Genomic DNA, 24112 nt, shown 5'->3' on the forward strand with positions numbered 1-24112 from the left:
AGTGGCATGCCAAGTCATGCTTAAAACTGTTACCTATGTCACCGCACGTTTGTAACCCATCTTGACGGTCTATACAGTCTCGATCCGCAATTCCGTCCTGCCGGGCCACCTAATGCAACTGCGGATCGAGACGATCCGCGCCACCCTGCCACTCCAACGGGCGGCTTGCGGGACAAGCCCCACCACTCCTACTAAGCGTCATCAGCCGCGCTGAAATCCGACCGTTCGCGTAAGTAGTCGCATCGCTACCGGCGGCGGAAACCGCTGCTTCTATCGAGGCGCAGACCACGGTTTAGCATGGGGTTTTTGTGCGTGATCGTTTATCCACTGGCATGTAAATGCCAACACTTTCACCCGTTTCCCAAGAGCCGCACCAGCCGCTCATTGCCACACCGCGACACCCGCTGGGCGGGAAGGCGCGCATCCTGTTAACGTCCGTTTTCGGGCCCTACGCGCAGGACGACGAATACGGCAGCCGCAAACTGAACCCGATGGAGCTATACCACAACCAGGTGACGCGCACGCAGGGTCCGTTCTCGCTGCGTATGTTCCACCGCAGTTGGGGCATCATGATCATCCAGGCGAATATTCAGGCGCCGTGCACGGTGCTGGATTTCCCCGTCCGCAACCGCTTCATCGAAGAGCTGAAAGACAATGAATACGACGTGATCGGCATCACCGCGATCACGCCGAATATTCTCAAAGTCCGGCACATGTGTAAGCTGATTCGTGAGCTTCAGCCAAAGGCGACCATCGTCATCGGCGGACATATTTCCAACATTCCGGATTTAAGAAGACGCGTCGACGCCGACCTCATTTCGCGTGGCGACGGCGTGCGCTGGTTCCGCGAATATTTGGGCGAAGATCCTGACCGCCCCGTCAACCACCCCGCCACGTTGTCCGGCTTCGGCACACGGTCAGCGGGCTTCAGTTTAAACCCCAAGCCGGGCGACACCGCAGCTACCCTGATACCCTCAGTCGGCTGTCCGCTCGGCTGTAATTTCTGCTCCACGTCGGCCATGTTTGGCGGCAAGGGCAAGTTCATCAACTTCTACAATCAGGGCGATGAACTGTTCTCCATCATGGAGCAACTCGAGCAACGACTACAGACCAGCAGCTTCTTTGTGATGGACGAAAATTTCCTCTTCCATCGCAAGCGCGCCCTGCGCCTGCTGGAGCTCATCGAGGAGCATGATAAGGCGTGGTCATTGTATGTTTTTGCATCGGCCAACATCCTGCGCAGCTACAAGATCGAGCAGCTTGTCCGCCTCGGCATCAGCTGGGTGTGGATGGGCATTGAGGGCCGCAACAGCCAATACCAGAAGACCAAAAACATCGACACCTTCGAACTCGTCAAGGAGCTGCAATCCCATGGCATCCGCGTGCTCGGCTCTACGATTATTGGGCTCGAAGAACACACGCCGGACAACCTCCCGGCCGCGCTGGATTACGCCGCCGCGCACGACACGGATTTCCACCAGTTCATGCTCTACACGCCGATCCCCGGCACCGCCCTGCATCGTCAGCTCTCCGCCGAAGGGCGCATGAAGGACGAGAGCCTGTTTAACCCGTCGGACATCCACGGGCAGCAGGAGTTTAATTACCACCACCCCACGATTCCTTCGGGCACGGAGGGAGACTGGGTCATCCGCGCCTTTAACCGCGACTTCGAGATCAACGGCCCCAGCATTCTGCGCATTGCGCGCACCACGCTCGCCGGTTGGAAGCGCTACGCACAGCATGCCGATGCGCGCATCGTGCGGCGCTTCAAGCAGGAAGCCTCCGGGCTGGCCACGACTTACCCGCCCGTCATCAAGGCCGCCATCAAGCACTTCAAAGGCAACGTCGAAGTGCAGAATCGTCTCCGCGCATTACTGAAAGATCTGCAGCAAACGTTCGGCTTCAAGGCGCATCTATCCGGTCTCGCCAGCCCATGGGTCTCGCACCTGATCAAGGCCGAAGCCAAGCGCCTTGCCAGTGGCTGGACATACGAGCCGCCAACGTTTTACGAGCGCAATGAATACCGTGAGGACTCGGCGATTCCGCTGTGTCAGTTTGCGAAGCCATTGTGCTCTAGCATCAACGTGTAACGACAGAGACGCATCTCAAAAGAAAAATGCTCGCCTGAGTTCACTGGCTGGCTCTGAATGCCCGCATGCCATTGTCCCCCAGTGAGACGCGCACGCTGCTCGAAAGCCTTGGGCACCGTCCGAACAAGCGCCTCGGTCAGAACTTCCTGATCGACGGCAACATCGTGCGCAAATCACTGGAGTTGGCCAATGTTCAACCCGGCGATAAAGTCGTGGAGGTCGGCCCGGGCTTGGGCACCCTGTCCTCTGCCCTGCTGGAAGCTGGCGCCGAAGTCTGGGCTGTCGAGTTTGACCAGCGTCTCCACGCCAATCTCGACGCCACGCTGGCGAAAGAGCATCCGGAAAAATTTCACCTGCTGCATGGCGACGCCGTGGACTCCCCACGCGCAAACTTTGCATTGCAAAGTAACTACAAGATCGTCGCCAATCTGCCTTACGCGATCTCGACGCCGTGGATGGAAAAAATCCTCGCTGGTCCCCTGCCCGACCGCCTCGTGTTGATGCTGCAAAAGGAAGCCGCCGATCGTTTCACCGCAGCGCCCGGTCACAAGAACTACGGGGCGATTTCGGTGTTCATTGAAGCGGCCTATCAGCGCAAGCCCGGGCACAAGGTTTCGCGCCAATGCTTTTACCCGGCGCCCGATGTCGACTCCACGCTGCTGCACCTGGAGCGTCTGCCCGACGCCTTTCATTTCAACGCCACGCAACGCGAAGTCATCCGCGCCATTTTCACCCAGCGCCGCAAGCAAATCGGCAGTCTGGTCAATAAGCACCCGCGCGCAGATGCATTACGCCCATGGCTCGCAAAATTGGCCGAACTGGGTATTCCTGAAACCACCCGCCCGGAGGCAATTCCCCTGCCGGGGTGGCGGCAATTGCCAAGTATCGATCAGGATTAAACGACAAATCATGCTTGCAACGCGAGATTCCGGCGGGATTAGATAGGCGGAAATCCCCCGCCATGAGCCTCGATCTCCAGCGCTTTCAAAATCCCCCTGCCTCGTTTCGTGGCGCGCCGTTTTGGGCGTTGAACCACGACCTGACCAACCACGACCGACTGCGTGAGCACATCGACGCCTTTGCCGAGATGGGCCTCGGCGGCTATCATTTACACGTTCGCTGCGGCCTGCAAACGCCCTACATGGGCCAGGCGTTTCTCGACACCCTCAAAGCCGCGCGCGACTACGGCGCGAGCAAAGGCATGCTCAGCTACCTCTACGATGAGGACACCTGGCCATCCGGTTGGGCCGGCGGAGCCGTGACCACTGAGCTTCAGCATCGCCGCAACTGGATGGAGCTCCGCAAAGGCCAGCCAACCGAACCACCATCCGCAATGCGCACGCCCGTCTGCGCCTACCGCATTGAGCAAGACGAAGACGGAAAATTGATCAGCGCCGAGCGCATAGATTACGATGCAGGCGACGAAACCTGCTGGCGTCTCACGCACGTGATCGCGCCCAATGTCGACCGCTACAACGGCGCATCCTATGTCGACTCAATCAGTCCAACGGCCATTCGCGCGTTCATCGATTTCACCCACGAGACATTACTCAAAAGCTTCGGCGGCGAATTTCCTGCGGACGTGCCTGCGATCTTCACCGACGAGCCAAACTTCGGCCCCAACTCACCGCTGCGTGAACCGTTCGATGGGCAGACAACGCTGGCGTGGACCGGTGATTTACGCGACAGTTTTCGCGCGGCTTGGGACGTCGAATTGCTCGACATATTACCCTGCGTGGTCTGGCCAAGGGCGGACGGCGACGCGACCTGGCGCTGGCGCTATTGGGATCATTTGGCCGGTCGTTTTGCCCAAGCCTACAGCCAACAAATTGGCGACTGGTGCGCCGAGCACAACATCGCCTCGACCGGCCACATGCTCCACGAAGATGACTTAACCGGGCAAGCGGGCAGCACCGGCGAAAGCATGCGGCACTACCCGCATTTTCAAATCCCCGGCATCGACCTTTTGTGCGATCAATATCTACCCGCCACGGCGAAGCAAGCCGTGAGCGTCGCACGACAGGAGGGCAAATCCCAAGTCATGAGCGAGCTCTACGGCGTGACGAATTGGGACTTCCCATTTGCTGGCCATAAAGCGCAGGGCGACTGGCAGGCGGCGCTAGGCATCAACCTGCGGGTGCCACACCTGGCTTGGCTCAGCATGGAGGGTTCGAGTAAGCGCGACTACCCCGCAGTGATCGGTCTGCAATCCCCTTGGCGCCGCGAATACAAAATGGTCGAAGACCACTTTGCCCGCGTCGGCGCCGCACTGAATGAAGGACAGGCGCTCGTCCGCATTGGCGTTGTGCATCCCGTTGAAAGCATTTGGGTTAAGCGTGGCGTCAATTCTCTGGATAATGCCAACGCCAGCGAATGCGAACAGACGTTCAACGACACGCTAAACTGGCTGCTCGACGCCGGTCTCGACTTCGACTTCATTGCGGAATCGCTTCTGCCACAGCAAGAGCGCCATACGGCTGACCCCGTATGGCAAGTCGGCAAAATGAGCTACGATGTCGTCGTGCTACCGCCGATGGAGACTATCCGCCAAAGCACCCTCGACAGCCTGGAGTCGTTTCTAAAACGAGGCGGCGTCGTTATCGCACTGGGCAAGCTGCCTAAGCTTTGTAATGGAAAGTTAAGCGACGCGCCAACCACTAAACTTTGCAACGCAAAGTTAATCAACAGCAGCGCCATTGCCCTGCGTGACGCATTGGAACCGTGGCGCGAAGTCGCATTTGAACAAGGCGCCAATCAGTTCGTTGGAACCATCAACCACCAGCTACGCCAAGTCGGCGAGGAGCGCATTCTCTTCTGCAGTAATCGCGCGCGCACCGACAAGCCATCACGCCCCTGGGCGCCCTTCATCGAGCAGACGACAATCCGCATAAAAGGACACTGGCGAGTGCGCGAACTTTGCACTGCAAAGGGAGTTGAGCACGACTGCGCTTATCATCAGGCTGACGGCTGGACCGTGATTCCCTGGCAATGCCATCCGCAGAGCCATCGCCTACTTCGCCTCACTCCGGGCGAAGGAGAACACACCGTTTCGGAGCCGACTTGGCAAGCCGTTCGGGACCTCCCGGAGCCCCTCGACATTCAGCGTGTAGAACCCAACGTTTACCTGCTCGATCAGGCCGAATGGCGGATAGACGATGAGCCCTGGCAACCCGCCGAAGACACGCTCATGGTCCAGCTCAAACTCGCAGAGCGCTTTGGCTGGCCGGACTGGGGCCAACCCTACTCCGTTAAAAATCCTGGGCCGAAACGGAGAGTCTCCCGGCGCTATACTTTGCATTGCAAAGTAAATGTCCCCGATTCGCTTTTCATGTGTGAGCGTTTGAACGAAACCTCGATTATGCTCAACGGCGCCCCACTGCCCGCCCAGGCGACCGGCTGGTGGGTTGATCGTGATTTACCCACGATGGCGCTGCCTGCATTAGCCGCAGGTGATCACGTTCTGGAAATCACACAGGAACTCGACGGCGTGCAACGCTACCTCGAGTGGTGCTACGTGCTGGGCGATTTCGATGTGGTAACCCGAGGCGCGCACGCCTGGATAGTTGCGCAGGAAGCCAAATTCTGGGGCGACCTTACGCGCCAAGGCTTGCCGTTTTACGGCGACAACCTCAACTACATCGTCTCTATCGAGATAACCGAAGCCGGACGCTACGCACTGCGTTGCCCGGACTTCGGCGGCGCCTTGCTCCGCGTTTGGTGTGACGGCCGCGACTGTGGCCCAGTCGCGTATTCACCTTATCGGATTGAACTTGGCGAGCTCGCCCCTGGCGCCCACGAGTTGCGTATTCGCTGTTACGGCACGCGCATGAACACCTTTGGCGCGCTGCACAATAACTGCCCCAACTGGACGTGGTGGGGTCCGCCAGCCTGGCGACTCGATGGCCAGCATCGTAACAACGTGTGGCGACTCCGCCCAACCGGCATCCTGCGCGCGCCCATGCTCGAACGCACTGTCTAGCCCACCGCCGCGCGGTAGCTGTAATCGAAAAGCAGCTCGAACTCGCGTTGTTGAATCGCCTGGCAGCGTGCTTCATTTTCGCCGCCACGGCGGTATGCCGCTTTCACTTGGTCGATAAAATCGAACGGATCGAAGTCGGGAAATTCCGCCGCCAACTCCGTCAAAACCGGGTGCTGCCCCACCAGTCGAAACCAGTATTTGGCATTCCCATAGTCCGGCTCGCGACGGTGCATGATCCCATGCCAGAAACTGCCGGTCGAATCGTCAATGCCTTGGCTGATCGTGTGCGACTCATCGAGGAAATCCAGTCGCAGCAAAACGCCGCTCAAGCAAGCTTCCGCCATCGGCGCATTCACCACTTGCGTTCCTGCAAACGCATGGCCGACCGTCAGTTCATCGAAGCGCGCGCGCAGTGAGTCATTGGGCTGCCCCGGGCCGAGGTTAACGGGGTGTTCGATGGTCAGCCAGTCGGCAAGAACCGGGCCGTAGTCTGCGGGGTTAAAGCTCATGTCGTCAGCCAACCGCCTGCCCGCCGCTTAGTCAAACACGACCGTCTTGTTATTATAAACCAGAATGCGGTGCTCAAGCTGCCAACGAATCGCCTGGGCGAACACCGCCTTTTCCAAATCCTTACCGCGACGAATTAAATCCGCCGGTCCATTGCGGTGGGTGACGCGCGCCACGTCCTGCGCAATGATGGGCCCTTCGTCGAGGTCGGCCGTCGCAAAATGCGCGGTGGCGCCAATCAATTTCACCCCGCGTTCATAAGCCTGATGGTAGGGACGCCCGCCCGCAAAGGCTGGCAGAAAGCTGTGGTGAATGTTAATGACCGGGCAGCCGATATTCGCCAAAAAGTCCTCCGACAGCACCTGCATGTAGCGCGCCATAACGACGAGGTCCACCCCGGCCTCCTGCAGAATGCGGATCTGCTCCTGCTCGGCCTTTTCCTTCGTAGCCTTGGTCACCGGGATGTAGTGGAAAGGCAGGTCATACGATTCCGCCGCCGCCGCCAAATCAGTGTGATTCGACACCACCACGACAGCCTCGCCGGGAAATTCCCCCGAGCGAAAACGCAGCGCAATGTCGTGAAAGCAATGATCGATCTTCGACACCATGATGCCCACCCGCTGCCGTTCCGTGCCCAGCGACATGTTGCACGACATGCCCAGCTCGCCCTCAGCAAACTCGGCAAAGGCCTGCGCTTCAGTTTCCGGCTGACTGCCGTCTGCTGACTCCCACACGAGACGCTGGAAAAATACGTTCGCCGCATCGTCACGATGCTGATCGGCGTGGCGAATATTGCCGCCACGGGAAAAAATCCAGCTGGCGACATTGGCGACGATGCCGGGCTTGTCGGGGCCAAAAAGCAGGGCGGTGATCGGGTTGGCTTGGTTGGACATGGTGTTACACGCTATAAAAGCCATCTGCGCGCTCGTATAAAGTCTTTTATCACCCCGGGAGGCCATCTGGCGAATTACCGAAATTCATGTATCAATTAGGAGGTAATACTCAAATTTCATCTAATTTGTAAAATGATCGTAAAGGATAGCTGAACTGCGATTAAAGATTCCGGCAAAACATTGTCAAAGCCTCTGCCTGCTTCTGGGTGATCCCCCCAATCTGCCAAATATGAAACTGTAAGGCGCTGAAATATCCCTGCGCACATCGATCAATTTTGATTTATTCTTGGCATAACCATCACCTACCATGAAAAGCATCTATGACTGCATCTGTTTTTTCGGGCGCACCAGCATTGCCCTGCTAGCCGCAACGGCGCTTGTCGCCACCACCCAGGCAACCCCTGACAACACCCTCCCCATCAAAGACGCGCAAGGCGCCGTGATTGGTTCAGTGATTCAGCCGCTCAAGTGCAAAGCCAACGTCGCGCCATCGGTCATGATTGAGCTCAAAGACGGCACGCAACAGGCCATCCTCGCCAGTAACCTCCAGCGCGAAGGCGACGCCTACATCCTGACGCCCGCCAGCATCCCCCAAAGCGAAACCGAGGAAGCCTTTAATTCCGCCTTCGAAGTGCGCTCCATGACGATGGTCCTCATCATGCAAAGTCATGAGGACGCCAAAATACTCAGCGAAATCTCCAATCTCGCCTACAACATCAAGGACAACCGGCTCTACCTCAACGGCTCCATGAGCAACACCTACTACCTGGAGCGCCTGCTGGAAGTCACTTCCGAGCTGTGCGAATTCGAAATCGTGCCCAACATAACCTTCAGCGCAGACTCCGCGCGCAGCTAGAGCCTGTGAGCGAAAAGCCAACAACGCTGGCGCGGAAAAGCACTCGGTTTAGGGCTTGGGGCCAGATTGGAAGTTCGCGGCGTTGGCATTTCAATCACGGGCTTCCAGCCCGCTCAATCAAAGCCGCCTTGCGCTGCATCCAATCTCTACCCCACCTGACTAGGCCAATCTAGATGAAAAGTGCTCTAGAGTAAGGCCTAAACATTTCCGCTAAACGCAGCCCCCTGATGGGCGCTGCGTTTTTTTGTGCAAAAAAGGCATTGACGCAGTGAACATTTATCTAATACTCATTTGCACAACAAAGAATCTACTATGAAAAAACTTACCACCCGCCAGCAAGAAATCCTGACTTACATCCAGCAGCAGTTCCGCGAACAAAGCTATTGGCCGAGTATTCGTGAAATTCAAGAACACTTTGGATTTAAGAGCACTAACGCCGTCATGGGCCACCTGCGCGCGCTTGAGCGCAAAGGCTACATCAGCCGTGCGCCCGGCCAAGCCCGCACCTTCCGCGTCACCTATGACGACGGCACCAACAAGCCCGTTTTCGCCAAGGACGTGGTCGACATCCCCATTTATGGCACCATCGCCGCCGGTTATCCGGAAGGCGTGGAATCCGGCGGTGAAATTGGCCGCCTCCAGCTCGACATTTCCACTGCAGGCGTCCGCCGCAACAAGCGCGCCTTCGCCCTCAAAGTCCGTGGCGAAAGCATGATCGACGCTGGCATCTATGACGGCGACGTAGTTGTCCTCGAGCCTGGCCTCCCGAAGGAAGGCGACATCGTGGCGGCCCTGATCGACAACGAAACCACGCTCAAGCGCTACGTGCAAGACGCCAGCGCCCCCTACCTGAAGGCTGAAAACGTCGACTATCCGGAGCTTCATCCAGTCGCCGAATTGGTCATCCAGGGCATCGCCAAAGCCGTCGTCCGCACCCTGTAAGGGATTCCGGGCCATGACTGAGGCCAGCTTGCTGGAGCAGCGCATCGGATATTGTTTCCGCGATCCCAATCTGTTGGAGCAGGCGCTCACGCACTCATCCCGACTTCAGGATTTTCCGGAAGCCACTGACAATCAACGGCTTGAATTTTTGGGCGACTCCATATTGGGCGTCTTTCTAGCCGAGGCGCTCTTTCAAACCTATCCAGACGAACGCGAGGGCTTTCTGGCCCGGGCGAAATCGGTCTTGGCCAAAGGCAATTTCCTTGCCCAGCTTGCCCGCGAGCTCGACCTCCCCCCCCACCTTCGACTCAGCGAGGCCGAACGCTCACAAGAAGGCCACACCCGCGACGCCGCGCTGGAGGACGCCCTCGAAGCGTTAATCGGCGCCATCTACCTCGACAGCGATTACCCGACCACCCGCGCCTGCCTGCAGCAGTGGTTCGGCGACCTCCCCCCCCGGCTTAAAAAAAGGTTGGCGCAAGACAACCCCAAGGGCCGCCTCCAAGAGTGGATCCAAGCCCAGGGCCAGGAGCAACCCGCCTACACCATCGTCAACGAGACTGGCCCCGGCCACGCCCGCGAGTTCACCGCCGAAGTCGCGATTCAGGGTGTCGTCCATGGTTCTGGCAGCGGAGCCAGCAAAAAAGAAGCCGAGGAAGCCGCCGCCCGCAGCGCCATCGCAGAACTGGATATTTAGGAGGCGCCCCAAGATTTTCGCGGGCAAAAATTGCCTTTCCCTGGAAAACGTCTTTTCTGGTTCGTTTCCCGCCTCCCTACTACCCACTAACCAATGAAACCCGTCGTCCTGCCAACTGACGCCGATATCCGCCTTTTGTACGGGGTGGCCGGCCCGGCAGTGCCTGCGGTCAGCGTGGAAGCAATCAGCGCCCCCCCCCGCCCCCCGACTGGTATCGCGATTTTGGTTGGGCAGGCAGGTAAAACCTTGGAGGCCTGGGCCGAAGATTTTGATTATTTTTTCCGGCGCAAATTTCCAAAGGCTAAGGTGCGCGTGCATGCGTTCCCGCGCCTGGGTGAGGTCGAGGAGGATGACGCCCGCGCCTTCGAACTCCATTGCGACCGACTCGCCGCGCTGTCTGCCCTGGTCGACGCCCGCCCAAATGAGCTCGTCTGCCTCGCGGTCCAGCCCGACGCCCTGCTGCAGCCCCTCCCCCCTCCCCGTCAGCTAACCGCCGCCTCAGTTCAGCTCAAAGTCGGCGCACAAATCGATTTCCAGGGCTTGGTGGACCAGCTCAACGGCGAGCTTGGTTACGACTCCGAGGCCATCTGTGAGACACCGGGCCAGTTCGCCGTCCGCGGCGGATTGATCGATATCTACCCGCTCAACGCCACCGCCCCCCTCCGCATTGATTTCTTTGGCGACGAAATTGAGTCCATCCATGAATTTGACCCGACCAGCCAACGCTCGGGCGATTCGATCAGCGAAACCTTTCTCTCTCCCGCGATAGAGGTCACCACGAGCCAAACCGCCACCTTGCTCGATTACCTGCCCAAGCGTGTCACCTGGCTTCTGCGCGAACCGGCCCAGCTGACCGAGCGCGACCCCGAGCTTTTTCAATACCCGGAAAACATCCCCCCCCCTTCGCGGAACCTGAAACACCTCGTCGACGCCCGCGCTGGTTGCACTGATCAGTGGATTGCCCTCGCGGAAATTGATCAGGCCCTCCCCCTCCTGGGTAAAACGCCGCAGAAAGATGAGCTGATCAGCGAGTCACTGGAGCCCTACGCGACCTTTGCCGAAACGACCCAGATGGGCGTCATCCGGCAGGAGTCCGAGCAGCGCTCCCGGCGGGATTTCCTGAGTCAGATTCTACGCTGGCAAGAGGCCGGGCATCGCACGATTTTCATCCTCAAAACTGAGGCCGAAGAACGCCGCCTCCGCCAGATGCTCGAAGAGGACGCCTCTGGCCGCAAACTGGAGGCCGAGTTCCAAATTGGCACGCTGAGCGAGGGCTTCCGCCTGACCTTGCCTGATCGCCGCGAGGTCTATGTGACCGAGGCCGAGCTGTTTGGCCGCAAACGCATTCGTGTCGGGCGCCGCCAACGCAAGATGCCGCATCGGCAGGCCGTGGACCAGGCCCTCGATTTCTCCGAACTCGCAGACGGCGACTACCTCGTCCACCTGCAAAACGGCGTTTGCCAGTTCCGTGGTCTGCAAAAACTGAAGATCGGCCCGCGTGAGGAGGAAGTCATTTCGCTCGAGTTCGACGAGGGCGTCACCGTCCACCTGCGCCTGCACGAAAGCCACTTGCTCAGCCGCTACGTGGGCCTGTCCAAGGCCACCCCCAAACTGGGAAAACTCGGCAGCAACCAGTGGTCCAAAGCGCGCGCCGCCGCCGAACGCGCCACGCTGGACTTCGCGGGCGAACTGCTGCGCCTGCAGGCCGAGCGTGAAACGAATCCCGGCCACGCCTGCGCCCCCGACCACCCCTGGCTGCGCGACTTTGAGGACGCCTTCGTCCACGAGGAAACGCCCGACCAAAAGCAGGCCATCGAAGACACCAAGCGCGACCTTGAGCGCCCCCTCCCCATGGACCGTCTGCTCTGTGGCGACGTCGGCTTCGGCAAGACCGAAGTCGCAATCCGCGCCGCCTTCAAAATGGCGCTGGAGGGCAAACAGGTCGCGTTGCTCATTCCGACAACGGTTCTGTGCCAGCAGCATTTCCAGACCTTCCGTGAGCGCTTCGCGAACTACCCGATTACGGTCGAAATGCTGTCCCGATTCCGCACACCACAGCAGAAGCGCGAGATTCTCAAGCAGCTCAAGGAAGGCAAGATCGACATGATCGTCGGCACCCACGCCCTGCTCGGCAAGGACGTAAAATACAAGGACCTCGGCCTGCTCATCATCGACGAAGAGCACCGTTTTGGCGTCCGCCAGAAGGAGTCGCTCAAGCAGCTCAAGCGCAGTGTCGACGTGATGACGATGAGCGCCACCCCCATCCCCCGCACCCTTTATTTTGCGCTCGTGGGCGCCCGCGACCTAAGCGTCATCGAGACGGCGCCCCGCGACCGCCGCCCCATCGAAACCATCGTCAAAAGCTACGACCCCAAACTGGTGCAGACGGCCATCGAGCGCGAGGTCGAGCGCGGCGGCCAGGTTTTCTATCTGCACAATCAGGTGCAAACCATCGAAACCGTCGCCGGTCACCTGCGCAAAATGCTGCCCAAGCTGAACATCGGCGTTGGCCACGGCCAAATGTCCGAGCGCGGCCTGGAAAAGGTCATGACGGATTTTGTTGGCGGGCGTTACGACGTCCTCGTTTGCACGACGATCATTGAAAACGGCCTGGATATTCCCAACTGCAACACGATCATTATTGAGGGCGCTGACCGCTTTGGCCTGAGCCAGCTTTACCAGCTCCGCGGTCGCGTGGGCCGATTCAACCGGCAGGCGTATTGTTACCTACTGCTACACCGACACAGCAAGTTACTGGACCTCGCCCGCAAGCGACTCGGCGCGATCCGGCAGTTCAACCAACTCGGCGCGGGCTTTCGCATCGCCATGCGCGACCTCGAGTTGCGCGGAGCCGGTAACCTCATCGGCCTCAAGCAACATGGGCACATCGCCAACGTCGGCTTCGACCTGTATTGCCAACTGCTGCGCCAGAGCATCGCCCGCCTGAAGGGCGACGACCACGCCGCCGTCATCCGCGCCAACGTGAAGCTGGATTTCGTCCTCGTCGGCCGCTACCTCGGCGAATCTGGCGAAGGCGAAGTGAAAATCGGCTACGACGCCCTGAAAAAAGTCGACCGCGACAAAGACGCCGTTGAAAAAGTCGAAGCGTTCTTGCCGGAAAGTTATTTGCACGAAGCACGTTTGCGCATCGATTTCTACCGCCGCCTGGCTTTGGCGTCGACGCAGGAAGCCGTGCGGGAGATCGGCGCAGAGCTCAAAGATCGCTTTGGCGCCCGCCCCACCGAGGTCGACATCTTGCTTTTATTAACAGAAATTCGCGTCTTCGCTGAACGTTGTGGCATTTCTTCAGTCGAAACCGAAGGCAACAAACTCAAATGCAAACGCGCGAAAAGTGGCGGCTCTGACTTTCTTATGGTCGGCAACCGCTTTCCCCGCTTGACCGGCAAGGACGCCACAACCAGAATGCGCGAAATTTTGACATTCCTGAAACGACAGGAACCAAAACTGACATGACCAAATACCTGCCCATTTTCATATCGCTGATTTTTGCGCTTCAAGCACAGGCCCAACTCAAGGAGGACTGGGATATCAAGTACACCAACGGCATTGCCGCCCAGGTGAACGATGAAATCATTACGCTTGAAGCCCTGCGCAAGGAGGTGGCCCCTCTCGTGCCCGAAGTGCGCCGCAGCTCACGCACACGCATGGAGTTCGACCGGAACATCCAGTCGATCACGCGCGAAATCCTTCAAAACATGATCGACCAGATCCTGATCATTGCGGAGTTCGAGGAAAAGGGCTATCAGATTCCCCAGCCCTATCTGGACAACGAATACGACGACTACATCACCAAGGAATTTAATGGTAACCGCTCCGAATTCCTCGAATACCTCGCACTTCAGGGGAAGTCGGACTTGCAGTTTCGCGAAGAACTCCGCGACCGCATTGTGGTCAGCTACATGCGCAGCCAAATGCTGAAGTCGCAGACTGAAGTCAGCCCGCAGAAAATTCAGGAGTATTACGAAAAAAACAAGAGCCAGTTCTTCGAAGATGAAGGCGTCAAACTGCGCATGATCACCCTGATGCCGATCACCGGCGAGAGCGAAGACCTCATGGAGCAGCAGGCAACCACCATCATGGAGCAATTGTCGCAGGGCGCGGACTTTGGCGAACTCGCCAGCAAATACAGCCAGGACATGAACGCCGCCAACGGTGGCGACTGGGGCTGGCGCGAATACACCGATCTGCGCGACGTCATCGCCGACGCCGCACGCCAGCTTTCGGTCGGCGAATACAGCCAACCCATTATCGACAATGAAGTCACCTTCATCGTCAAGGTCGACGAAAAGCGCGAATCCGGCGTCAAGCAACTCGCTGCGGTGCGCCAGGAAATCGAGCAAGCCATTACCAATCGCCTAGCCCGTCAAGCGCAGGAGCGTTGGCTCGAACGTTTGCGCAAGAAAGCCTACGTTAAATTCTTCCTTCGCGAAGCAGGCCAGAGCCCGCAAATCGACGACAGCCCCGTCCAAATGACCTTCGGCAAGAATGAAGAAGAGCCAGAGGCTCCGATGCCTTGGGAAGCAGCCCCTCAACAGCGAAACGAACCGATTCCAGTCGAGGCCCCGGCACGCACCAACGAAGGCATGGGCCCACATGGCCCAAAGAAGTAGTTGTAACAACAGCAATGATTTCTTTCCTGAGGGCGCAGTTATCTGCGCCCTTTTCGTTTGGTCCGCCAACGCTTTGGCGCACCATGCCGATTGCATCAATCCAGGCTGATCAACAAAAAGGCCGCCCCATATCGGGACGGCCTTTGTTTTAAATGTATCTGGGCTTAACCCACCGCAGCTTCCTGCTCGAAGAATAGGGCGTCATCACGGACAACAACCTTGATCGGCTCGCCACGTTTGACTTCCTCCCGGAGGATTGCCTCTGCCAACGGGTCTTCCAAGTGACGCTCGACTGCACGACGCAACGGACGCGCACCGTATTTCTCGTCCCAACCACGTTCGATGAGGAAATCCTTGGCTTCGTCGGTGATCACAAAGCTGATGTCGTGATCCTTCAGACGCTTGCTGACCTTGGTGAGTTCCAGGTCGACGATCTTGGTCATGTTTTCCTTCGTCAGTTGGCGGAAGATCACGATCTCCGTCAAACGATTCAGGAACTCCGGCTTGAAGGCCTTCTTGGTCTCGTCGAGGATTTTCTCCTTAACGCGCTCGAAGTCGCGGGCGTCATCCATGCCCACATCGAAGCCCATCGAAGTGCTCCGCTGCAGCACATCGGCGCCAACGTTCGAGGTCATAATCAGGATCGTGTTGCGGAAATCAACCGTGCGGCCGAGGCTGTCAGTCAGACGGCCATCTTCCAGAACTTGGAGGAGAATCTGAGCCACATCCGGGTGCGCCTTTTCGATTTCGTCGAAGAGAATCACGCAGTAAGGCTTGCGACGCACCTGCTCGGTGAGCTGACCGCCTTCCTCGTATCCAACATAACCGGGAGGCGAACCAATCAGGCGGCTGAGCGCGAACTTCTCCATGTATTCAGACATGTCGATCTGGATCAGTGCTTCCTGATCGCCAAACATTTTCTCCGCCAGAATCTTGGCCAAGTGCGTCTTGCCCACACCTGTCGGCCCGAGGAACATGAATGAACCGATCGGACGACGCGGATCTTTCAAGTCTGCGCGCGAACGGCGCAAAGCCTTGGAAATAACCTGCGTCGCTTCGTCCTGGCCGATGATGTAATTCTGTAATTCGGCTTCGAGGCCAAGCAGTTTCTGGCTTTCGGTCTGCTCCATGCGGGAGAGCGGAATGCCCGTCCAGTCGGAAACAACTTCACGCATCTGCTCTTCGTCTACCGTAATAACCTGCTCTTCACGGCTGGTCTTCCAGTCTTCAATCATCTGCTCGCGCTTGGCGCGCAGTTGCTTTTCCTGGTCACGGAACTTGGCGGCCTGTTCGAAATGTTGCTTACTGATCGCGTCTTCCTTTTGCGCGCAGACTTCATCAATCTGCCCCGCGAGGTCTTCGATCTCTGGCGGACGATTCAGCGAATCAATGCGGGCGCGCGAACCTGCCTCATCAAGCACGTCGATTGCCTTATCCGGCAAGAAGCGTGAGGTGATGTAGCGGTCCGAAAGCTTGACGGCGTATTCCAAAGCGGAGTCGGTGAAGGTCACCTTGTGGTGGTCTTCGTATTTGCCGCGGATGCCCTTCAAAATCTGCAAGGTGTCCTCCATACTTGGCGCCTCCACCTTCACCGATTGGAAACGGCGATCCAGCGCACTGTCCTTTTCGATATACTTGCGGTATTCGGCCAAAGTCGTGGCGCCAATGCACTGCAATTCGCCGCGGCTGAGAGACGGCTTGAAAATGTTCGACGCATCCATTGCGCCTTCCGCAGCGCCAGCGCCTACGATCGTGTGGAGCTCGTCGATGAAGATGATGATGTTCTTCGCGCGGCGAATTTCATCCATCACCGCCTTGATGCGCTCTTCGAACTGACCACGGTATTTCGTGCCCGCAACCATCAGCGCAAGGTCGAGGGTGATCACTCGCTTGTCGGCCAGAATTTCCGGCACCACGCCTGAAGCAATCTCCATGGCGAGGCCTTCAACGATAGCGGTCTTGCCCACGCCAGCTTCCCCAATGAGGACTGGGTTGTTCTTGGTGCGGCGGCAAAGGATTTGAATAACGCGGCGAATCTCCTTTTTGCGGCCGATAACCGGATCCATCTCACCATTTTTGGCAAGTTCGGTCAGGTCGCGACCAAAGGCCTTGAGCGCCGGTGTCTTGACTTCCTTTTTGTCGTCGCCACCCGATCCACTGGCGCCAGCCGGTTGTGCGCCACTGAGCGGCGCATCTTCGGATTCACCAGAGAAATTGGGATCGAGTTCGGAGAGGATTTCGTTGCGGCAACGCTCGATATCCACATCCAAGCTCTTCAAAACGCGGGCGGCTACGCCCTCGCCTTCCCGCAACAGCCCCAGCAGGATGTGCTCGGTGCCGATGTAGGAATGATTCAGGGATTTGGCTTCCTTGCCGGCAAGGGCGAGGACTTTTTTGACACGCGGCGTGTAGGGAATGCTGCCAGTAGGCTTGCTTTCCGGACCGGTGCCAACTTGCTTTTCGACCGCCGCACGCACGGTGTCGAGGTCGAGCCCCATTTTCTGTAGGACGTTGACTGCTACCCCCTGGCCAAGGTTGATCAGGCCGAGCAGTAAATGCTCAGTTCCGACATAATTGTGGTGAAACCGGTCTGCCTCCTTGCGTGCGAGGGCGAGGACCTGTTGGGCTCTGGGGGTGAAATTATTCATTGGCTCCATTCAGTTATCAGTTCCTTGGTGTTAGTTAATTATTAAAATCACGAAAATGCCAGCTTGTCAAAATTGAGAGACGGCATTCGGCCAGTTTCTTCCCGCAACATCCGAGCCCGGGCAATATCCCGGCCCTCGCTGTCGATATTTTCCCGCGCGGCGAATTGGATGTGCCCCGGCTGACACTCGAGGAACAACCGGTCTACCTGCGCCCGCTGCTCGCTGGGTAGCAGACCAAGGTCTACCGCCAGACGTATGAGCGAGAGAAAATTCATAGCTTCGCTTGAGCTTAAAACGTGCCCATGCTGCAAAATTCCGTAGGCGCGGCCAATTTTATCAGCCAATTTCGACGGATCGTTTTCCACCAAACGGAGCCGCGCGTTGATTTCCTGCTCCTTGATCGTCTCGATCACGCTGCCCAAACGGCGGATGATGTCGGCCTCGCTTTCGCCCAATGTTTGCTGGTTGGAAATCTGAAAAAGACTGCCCGAAGCGTCCGAGCCTTCCCCAAACAAACCGCGCACCACCATGCCCAGTTGATTGACCGCACGGACGACTTTCTCCATCTGCCCAGCCAGCACCAACCCTGGAAGGTGCATCATGACCGAGGCGCGCAAACCCGTTCCAACATTGGTCGGACAGGCAGTCAGGTAACCAATTTCCTCGGAAAAAGCGTAGTCGAGTTTGTCCTCCAGACAGCTGTCGATCGTGTCGATGGCCTGCCAAATATCCTGGAAGTGGTACCCGGAACGCAGCACCTGAATGCGCAAGTGATCTTCTTCGTTAATCATGATCGCTACAGCCTGATCCGGACTCACAACGACTCCGGAACCCGCTCCATGCGCCGATAATTCACGGCTGATCAAATGACGTTCGACGAGCACCTGTTTTTCGAGATCGGAAAGACTTTCAATTTCGAGCACCGCGCCGTTTTGCATGGCGTCCAACGATGCAATCGCCTGCTCACAAGCGGTCAAAACGTCCCGCCGCTGCGCCGTTTTGGCCCACCCGGGGAATGGGTGTCCCTGAAGGTTGCGCGCCAAGCGCACCCGCGTACTGATGACGACCTCTTGAGGCGGCTCAGCCGCATGAGTTAATTCACTTTTGCCGTCAATGAGCGGTTGTATCTGCATGTGTGCGTAAAATGTCCTGGTCATCGGGATGATGCGCCTCGCGATGAAGCGCGGGGAATAAAAGAACAAAATTTTTGGACGCTAAGCGCCCACGCTAACCATGGGAACAGTTAGTCGATTCGGAGTCGCTTTGCAAGGCTTTCAGTTCGTCTCGCCATTTGGCCGCCTCCTCATAATTTTCACTGAGCACGGCGGCCTCCAGGGCAGCTTCGGCTTCCTCAACCTTGCGTTTGTGCTGTAATCTGGCCACGAGCATTTGAGGATACTTGCCCAAATGATGGGTGCCACGATGCATTTTTGCGAGCATGGGCGCAATGAATTCACCCAGTGTCTCATAACACTCGGGGCAACCGAAGCGACCGAGCTTTTTAAAGTTTTTCGTGCTGAAGCCGCAGTTTGGGCAGGTGCCGGAAGCCGTATGCTCACTTGAAAAGGCTGCGTCATCGCCAGTGGAAAGCAGGTCGGCTAAAGAAAAGCCTGCTGGGTCCGTGACGCCTTTCTGGTGCGGACAGTCCTCGCAAAAGTCCAGTTTCTTGATCTCGTTATTGACGATTTGCGTCAGGTGGATCGTGGCCGGCTTTTGGCAGTGACTACAATCTGGGGGCTTTGCCATGTTCAATTCCTCTATTAATAATTGCCGATACGTAACCTTATCGGCGCCTTTCATCAGAGCCTTAGCACATCATGCACCAAGTCACCGGCTTTCGTCAACCAGCGCCAACACAAAGTCGATGGTCAAAGCCGTCTTGCCCTCCAGTTTGATGGACCCACGCATGAAGTTGAAGCCGCGTGTTTCCTCCTTGAAAATCGCTTCGATTTCGATGGTGTCGCCCGGTTTCACCATGCGCTTAAAGCGCGCATCCTGGATGCGTGAGAGCACCGGGGTTTTTCCCGTCAAGTCAACGCCAGCAGCCTCCAAGCGCTTGGCGAGGTAGATGGCGCCCGTCTGAAAAACCGCCTCGCACAGCAGAACACCCGGCGTGATCGGATTACCCGGATAGTGGCCTTCGTAAAAGTTCTCCTCGGCCTTTAAAGTACGGCGGCAAAGCCCGCGTGTATCGGTGATTTCGACAATTTCGTCGACAAACAGAAACGGCGGGCGGTGGGGAATCGTGCGGAATATCTCTTCCATGAGCCCCATTAATTGGTTGGCGATCTCAATATTGCAACGGCTAATCGAGGGGAATTCTACTCAGAAAATCCCCGCAATGACGCCAAAGCCAAAACTACCTAATAATGTGTGTTATCAGTCCGCGCAGCATATTGCTTCCAGACGGCCAGCGCCTCATCCCTCAGCAGCTCTAGTTGCGGCACTTTGCGATCCTCGGCTCGACGCTTCAACTCCTCCTGAATAAACGAGTCATCGAAACCGCCAAACTCAAGCGCATCGGCATGAGTCGACGCATAATAGACCTTTTCGATCCGCGCCCAGTAGATCGCCGCCATGCACATGGGGCAAGGTTCGCCGGACGTGTAAATCGTCGCGCCGGAGAGGTCAAAATCGCCAACCTTGCTGGATGCAGCGCGAATCGCCGCCATCTCCGCATGCCAAGTCGGGTCATTTTGCGCGACCACGCGATTCCAGCCTTCGCCGATGATCTCGCCTCCCTGGACTACAACCGCGCCAAACACGCCACCAGAACGATCCTCAATGCCCGCGCGCGCCGAGAGGGCAATCGCACGGCGCATGAATGCCTGGTGCTCAATGCTCATCTTGGGAGCCTGAAAGAAGCCCCTGAATTACTTGGCGTCTGGATCGCCCAGATCGGGAATGGATTGCAGCGCGCCAGCTTCACCCCATTGAGCGAGCTTTCCGTCAACAAAGTAGACCATGTAAGTGGGCTTGTTCTTGTCCCCAGTGTAGCGCCAACCGGTGACCTTCTTACCGCTCTTATTGATCGAGTTAGCCACGACATCGTAGTCGTCGCCCATTTCTTCGCGAACCTGGTCCGGAGTCATGCCAAAGTTCAGCGCCTTAACGCCACCAGAGCTGCTCGCGCAGGCAGACAGAAAAAACGACAGGAAAAGTAACGTAATGATTCGCTTCATGCCGCCAATGTAAATTCCGCCGCCCACGACACAAGGACGTAATTTCAGGCAGCGTTAAGAAATTTCGCCCGATGTCATACTCATGCTTTCGAATGTGATATTTATTATAATCATCCAGAAAACAGAGTGATACAAAACAGCTATAGCCTTTTCAAAGGATTCCAATGTTTGCTTGACGCCAATTTAATATTTATTAAAAACATACCATCACTGCTTCATTACGCAGCGATGCATCCCCCCATTGCCCATGAGAAAACGATTCAAAAAAGCGCCTTCCCCCAAAGGTTTCGCCTTGGTGATATCCCTGATACTAATGGCCCTGATGGTGCTGCTCATGACCAGTCTCGCCACGCTGACCAGCGTAGAACTGTCATCAGCAACTCAAAGCAAACAGGACGTTGAAACCCGCGAAGTGGCGCGCTTCGCAATCCTCGAAGCCATGGGCGAACTCCAGCAATTCATGGGGCCTGACGCCCGGATCAGCGCTCGGCACGAGATCTACGATGCAGACCCCGACACCCTGGCGCTGGACAACGTGAGCAACCCTTGGCTGACCGCCATCTGGGACGCATCAGCCCCCGATCAGTTGCCTCGCACGCTCATCAGTGGCAATGACCAATCCGCCTTTGATCCCGCCAGTGCGACCAGCTATCCTGGCAACTACACTGGCCCAACCAGCAGCGCCCTGCCCTCGCCCAATGCAGACGACGACATTGCGCTGATCTACGAAGACTCCGCCAATCCCAGCAATGATCTCTATGCGCCAAAGGAAGACATCGTGAACGCCGACGGCGTCACCACAGGGCGCTTTGCCTGGGTGATTCTGGACGAGGGCATCAAGACCAACCTCCACTCACAAACACATGCCAGCATACCTGCCGAGCTCTCCCCCCTCCCCAACCAAAGCTTCACTGCTCCAGAGACAACTGGGCTTCAATTACTCGACGGCATGGCTGACTTTGACGAAGGGTCGACGGAGCGTTCGCTGATCGAGCGTTCCATCGACATGTCCGTGCTCGATAGCCTGTCATCGGGCGGCCACTCGCTGGCGTCTGAGAATTTTCATCACGCCACGTTCAAGTCGACAGGCGTCCTTTCCAAAACCACGTACTCGTCGGATACGAATCTCTGGGGCGGCCTGAAAGTCGACCTAACCAACGCCTTGAGCGCAGATGGCCTCGACCCCAGCCTGATCGGCGAACACATTTTCCCGGCGGCCACCAGCAACCCCGGCGACGACGGCGGACCGCTCTGGGACCAGCTTCACGCCTGGGTCAACCTCTCCCCCTCTAATGGCAATACGGGCTCTGGCGCGGCGTATGCGCCGATTCCCTACGATGGCGATTCGCCGGGCGTCACGCCGGTGCTCACCCTCGTCCAGCTCCACGTAAATGTGCTCGTGCTTGAAGAAGCCACCCCAAACCAATACGCGATCTGGTATTTCCTGCAGCCTGCCTTCGTATTGTGGAACCCCTATGACGCCGCAATAGACGCCAGTTCCTTCATCGTCGACTCCCAGTTGTCGAACAGCGGCGCCACCGAACTCAAATGGCTGCACCGCGTGGAATGGCATCCACAGGCGTCCTCATCGGAACCCGTCATCCAATTCCCCACCTCCGGCGTGACCGAAGACGGTAATCAATATCAATACATCGGCCTGCAAACGCCTGCCTATGGCCGCATCGCCTTCCGGCTCAACCTGAGCAGCAACCTCCAGCCGGGCGAGGCCGTTGTCTTTTCCCCACAACTGGCGGATCAGGTCATCACCAGCGCGGCGAGCCCGCTAGACCTTTACCCTGGTTACCGCAGCGGATTTTCTTTCGCATTCAAGGTCCCGAATTCCACGATGACCATTGACCCCGCCGAACATTCGCTTGCCGTCATCCAGACGATTTCCCAACAGCGGGTATCTGGCGTAGTCCGACTGGCGCGCACAGAGAGTGAACTCGCCACACAGCCGCTTCAGCATATCGAACGGCTCAATATCTCCGGCTTCAATTCCAGCAAATACTGGGACCGTCTCTACGCCACTGGTTCGCAACTCGACATTTATGGTGAACCAGGCACATCGAACGCGCCCTTCATTGAGGACATTGGCGCGAACTTCTCTTACCGTGCAGGCCAGAAATTCGCCCATAGTCGGCTGGAAGAACACGAAGCCACCAGCACATCCGGCGCGGAGTATTTCCGCATCCAATGGCTGGAAGACTACAACCCCACCGCCCCCTACGTCGGCCGATCGCCGCTCGAATACGAAGCCAGCTCCAGCAGTAATGGCGGCACGGGCGACAATCCTTCCTGGATTGCCGATTTCTTCTTCACCACCGAACTCGCCTCGGCTATCGACGACGCCGAAATTCCGAACAATGGAGACAACGCTTTCGTTGGCTTTACCGATGACGCCTCCGACAGCCTCAGTGCGCCGCTCTTTCACCTGCCGCGCACCAGCCGTGAGTTTTATTCAATCGGCGACCTGCGTCATGCCCGCCTTGGATTGGCGCAGGGTTATACCCAGGCGCAGAACTACTGGAAATGGGGCAACACCTCCCCCGCCTACGCCATCGGCAGCAGCAGCGCGAGCCCCTACCTCGAAGCCGATTCGGTCTACCGCGCAGGGTGGCCAGATTTCAGCAGCCCGGACTCAGGCGCGCCCGTTTACTACGACATGCCCTGGAATCTCAACACCGCGCTTTGGGATGACTATTTCTTCTCCACCATTGTCGACAGCGATCTCCGCAGCTCGTCTTATCTGGCGGAAAACCCACGCATTTACGGCAAAACGGACCTCGTCGACGCCAACCTCGACTCCGCGACTGACGCCGCAGGCGAGCTCTACGTCCACGGCGCATTCAACGTCAACTCCACTTCGGTCGAAGCGTGGAAAGCGCTGCTCGCGGCCAACTTTGGCGCTGAGGTGGAAACGACCAGTGGCACCGAAAGCAATCCGGAACAAACGCCCTACCTCCGACATCCGTATCCACGCAGCGAGGCAGTTACAGCCGACTCCAATACCCTGCCGGAAGACGCAGAATCCTACACGGGTTTTCGCACACTGAGCGAAGCGGAAATCGATACGCTCGCCAACGCAATCGTCAAGCAGGTCAAGCTACGCGGACCCTTTGTCTCGATGGCGGAATTCGTCAACCGGGCCCCCACCCCAACCAGCCACATCAGCCGCACGATAACCGACCCCGATTCCTGGCGTCAAACTGGGGCACTGCAGGCCGCCATCGATGAGTCCGGCATCAATGCGTATTACTTTGATCTCAATGACGCCAGCGACGGCGACGACGACTCGCTCGAATACAGTGTCGAGGACCCCGAAAATCTCTACCTCGACAACATCATGGCCTCACGCTACTTCCGCGAGTTCAATCGCGACGCCATGCAAGGCGCCTTCGCCGCCAACGCTCCGGGTTACCTGACGCAGGGTGATTTGCTCGCTGCTTTCGGCAGCCAGTTGACGGTGCGCTCGGACACCTTCCGCATCCGGGTTTGGGCCGAGTCGTTGAACCCACTGGGCATGCGAAACAACGAGATGTGGGCGGAAGCCGTAGTCCAACGCACCCCGAACAAACTCGACCCCAACGAAACCATCACGGATGGCGATCCGCTCAACGGCCAAGGTCGCCGATTCGTGATCACCAGCTTCCGCTGGCTCAATTCACCCGACTCGCATTAAGTCCA

Annotated in this window: 17 protein-coding genes; 9 read left to right on the top strand and 8 right to left on the bottom strand. The window is 57.7% G+C overall.

What is annotated here, in order from left to right; all coding sequences use genetic code 11:
• Nucleotides 1-338 precede the first annotated feature (338 nt).
• The 3 genes from RBB63_RS18430 (at nucleotide 339) to RBB63_RS18440 (ending at nucleotide 6069) form a co-directional block, all read left to right on the top strand.
• The gene (locus tag RBB63_RS18430) at nucleotides 339-2090 is read left to right on the top strand and encodes a B12-binding domain-containing radical SAM protein (protein ID WP_309386490.1); all 1752 of its coding nucleotides are present in this window, start codon (nucleotides 339-341) and stop codon (nucleotides 2088-2090) included.
• 65 nt (nucleotides 2091-2155) lie between these two features.
• A complete protein-coding gene (rsmA, locus tag RBB63_RS18435; RefSeq protein WP_309386491.1) occupies nucleotides 2156-2989 on the top strand; it encodes a 16S rRNA (adenine(1518)-N(6)/adenine(1519)-N(6))-dimethyltransferase RsmA in 834 nt (277 codons plus the stop codon).
• A 62-nt stretch (nucleotides 2990-3051) separates the two neighbouring features.
• Nucleotides 3052-6069, top strand: a complete 3018-nt coding sequence (locus RBB63_RS18440; protein WP_309386492.1) for a type 1 glutamine amidotransferase family protein — start codon at nucleotides 3052-3054, stop codon at nucleotides 6067-6069.
• Here the strand turns inward: RBB63_RS18440 and RBB63_RS18445 are convergent.
• Nucleotides 6066-6578, bottom strand: coding sequence for a hypothetical protein (locus RBB63_RS18445; RefSeq protein WP_309386493.1), 513 nt, complete (start codon nucleotides 6576-6578; stop codon nucleotides 6066-6068). The genes RBB63_RS18440 and RBB63_RS18445 overlap by 4 nt on opposite strands.
• A 27-nt stretch (nucleotides 6579-6605) precedes the next feature.
• Nucleotides 6606-7469, bottom strand: coding sequence for a formyltetrahydrofolate deformylase (purU, locus tag RBB63_RS18450; protein ID WP_309386494.1), 864 nt, complete (start codon nucleotides 7467-7469; stop codon nucleotides 6606-6608).
• Nucleotides 7470-7776: 307 nt separating this feature from the next.
• Here purU and RBB63_RS18455 point away from each other — a divergent pair, with 307 nt between their 5' ends.
• The 5 genes from RBB63_RS18455 to RBB63_RS18475 all read left to right on the top strand — a co-directional run bounded on the left by RBB63_RS18455 (nucleotide 7777) and on the right by RBB63_RS18475 (nucleotide 14595).
• Complete coding sequence (locus RBB63_RS18455; protein WP_309386496.1) at nucleotides 7777-8325, top strand: hypothetical protein; 549 nt, start codon at nucleotides 7777-7779, stop codon at nucleotides 8323-8325.
• 312 nt (nucleotides 8326-8637) lie between these two features.
• Nucleotides 8638-9267 (top strand): transcriptional repressor LexA, encoded by a 630-nt coding sequence (gene lexA / locus RBB63_RS18460; RefSeq protein WP_309386497.1) that lies wholly within the window; start codon nucleotides 8638-8640, stop codon nucleotides 9265-9267.
• Between the two features lie 13 nt (nucleotides 9268-9280).
• On the top strand, nucleotides 9281-9964 hold the full coding sequence (gene rnc, locus RBB63_RS18465; RefSeq protein WP_309386498.1) for a ribonuclease III: 684 nt from the start codon (nucleotides 9281-9283) through the stop codon (nucleotides 9962-9964).
• 93 nt (nucleotides 9965-10057) lie between these two features.
• Complete coding sequence (mfd, locus tag RBB63_RS18470; protein WP_309386499.1) at nucleotides 10058-13438, top strand: transcription-repair coupling factor; 3381 nt, start codon at nucleotides 10058-10060, stop codon at nucleotides 13436-13438.
• Entirely contained in the window at nucleotides 13435-14595 is a 1161-nt protein-coding gene (locus RBB63_RS18475; RefSeq protein ID WP_309386500.1) for a peptidylprolyl isomerase, read from the top strand. Before mfd ends, RBB63_RS18475 begins: the two co-directional genes overlap by 4 nt.
• A gap of 164 nt (nucleotides 14596-14759) precedes the next feature.
• Here the strand turns inward: RBB63_RS18475 and RBB63_RS18480 are convergent, their stop codons facing one another.
• From RBB63_RS18480 to RBB63_RS18505, 6 genes are all read right to left on the bottom strand, one after another.
• The gene (locus tag RBB63_RS18480) at nucleotides 14760-17252 is read right to left on the bottom strand and encodes an ATP-dependent Clp protease ATP-binding subunit (RefSeq protein ID WP_343219136.1); all 2493 of its coding nucleotides are present in this window, start codon (nucleotides 17250-17252) and stop codon (nucleotides 14760-14762) included.
• A gap of 38 nt (nucleotides 17253-17290) precedes the next feature.
• Nucleotides 17291-18376 carry a protein arginine kinase gene (locus RBB63_RS18485; RefSeq protein ID WP_309386503.1) on the bottom strand — a complete coding sequence of 362 codons (1086 nt, stop codon included), beginning with the start codon at nucleotides 18374-18376 and terminating at the stop codon, nucleotides 17291-17293.
• A gap of 94 nt (nucleotides 18377-18470) precedes the next feature.
• Entirely contained in the window at nucleotides 18471-18989 is a 519-nt protein-coding gene (locus tag RBB63_RS18490) for a UvrB/UvrC motif-containing protein (protein ID WP_309386505.1), read from the bottom strand.
• 81 nt (nucleotides 18990-19070) lie between these two features.
• Nucleotides 19071-19508, bottom strand: coding sequence for a 3-hydroxyacyl-ACP dehydratase FabZ family protein (locus tag RBB63_RS18495; RefSeq protein WP_309386506.1), 438 nt, complete (start codon nucleotides 19506-19508; stop codon nucleotides 19071-19073).
• A 98-nt stretch (nucleotides 19509-19606) separates the two neighbouring features.
• Entirely contained in the window at nucleotides 19607-20089 is a 483-nt protein-coding gene (locus tag RBB63_RS18500; RefSeq protein ID WP_309386507.1) for a nucleoside deaminase, read from the bottom strand.
• A gap of 27 nt (nucleotides 20090-20116) precedes the next feature.
• Nucleotides 20117-20425 carry a hypothetical protein gene (locus RBB63_RS18505; RefSeq protein WP_309386508.1) on the bottom strand — a complete coding sequence of 103 codons (309 nt, stop codon included), beginning with the start codon at nucleotides 20423-20425 and terminating at the stop codon, nucleotides 20117-20119.
• Between the two features lie 247 nt (nucleotides 20426-20672).
• Here RBB63_RS18505 and RBB63_RS18510 point away from each other — a divergent pair, with 247 nt between their 5' ends.
• A complete protein-coding gene (locus tag RBB63_RS18510) occupies nucleotides 20673-24107 on the top strand; it encodes a pilus assembly PilX N-terminal domain-containing protein (RefSeq protein WP_309386510.1) in 3435 nt (1144 codons plus the stop codon).
• Nucleotides 24108-24112: the final 5 nt, after the last annotated feature.

It is taken from the genome of Cerasicoccus frondis, from assembly GCA_031296915.1.
In the GTDB taxonomy this organism is placed as follows: Bacteria; Verrucomicrobiota; Verrucomicrobiia; order Opitutales; family Cerasicoccaceae; genus Cerasicoccus; species Cerasicoccus frondis.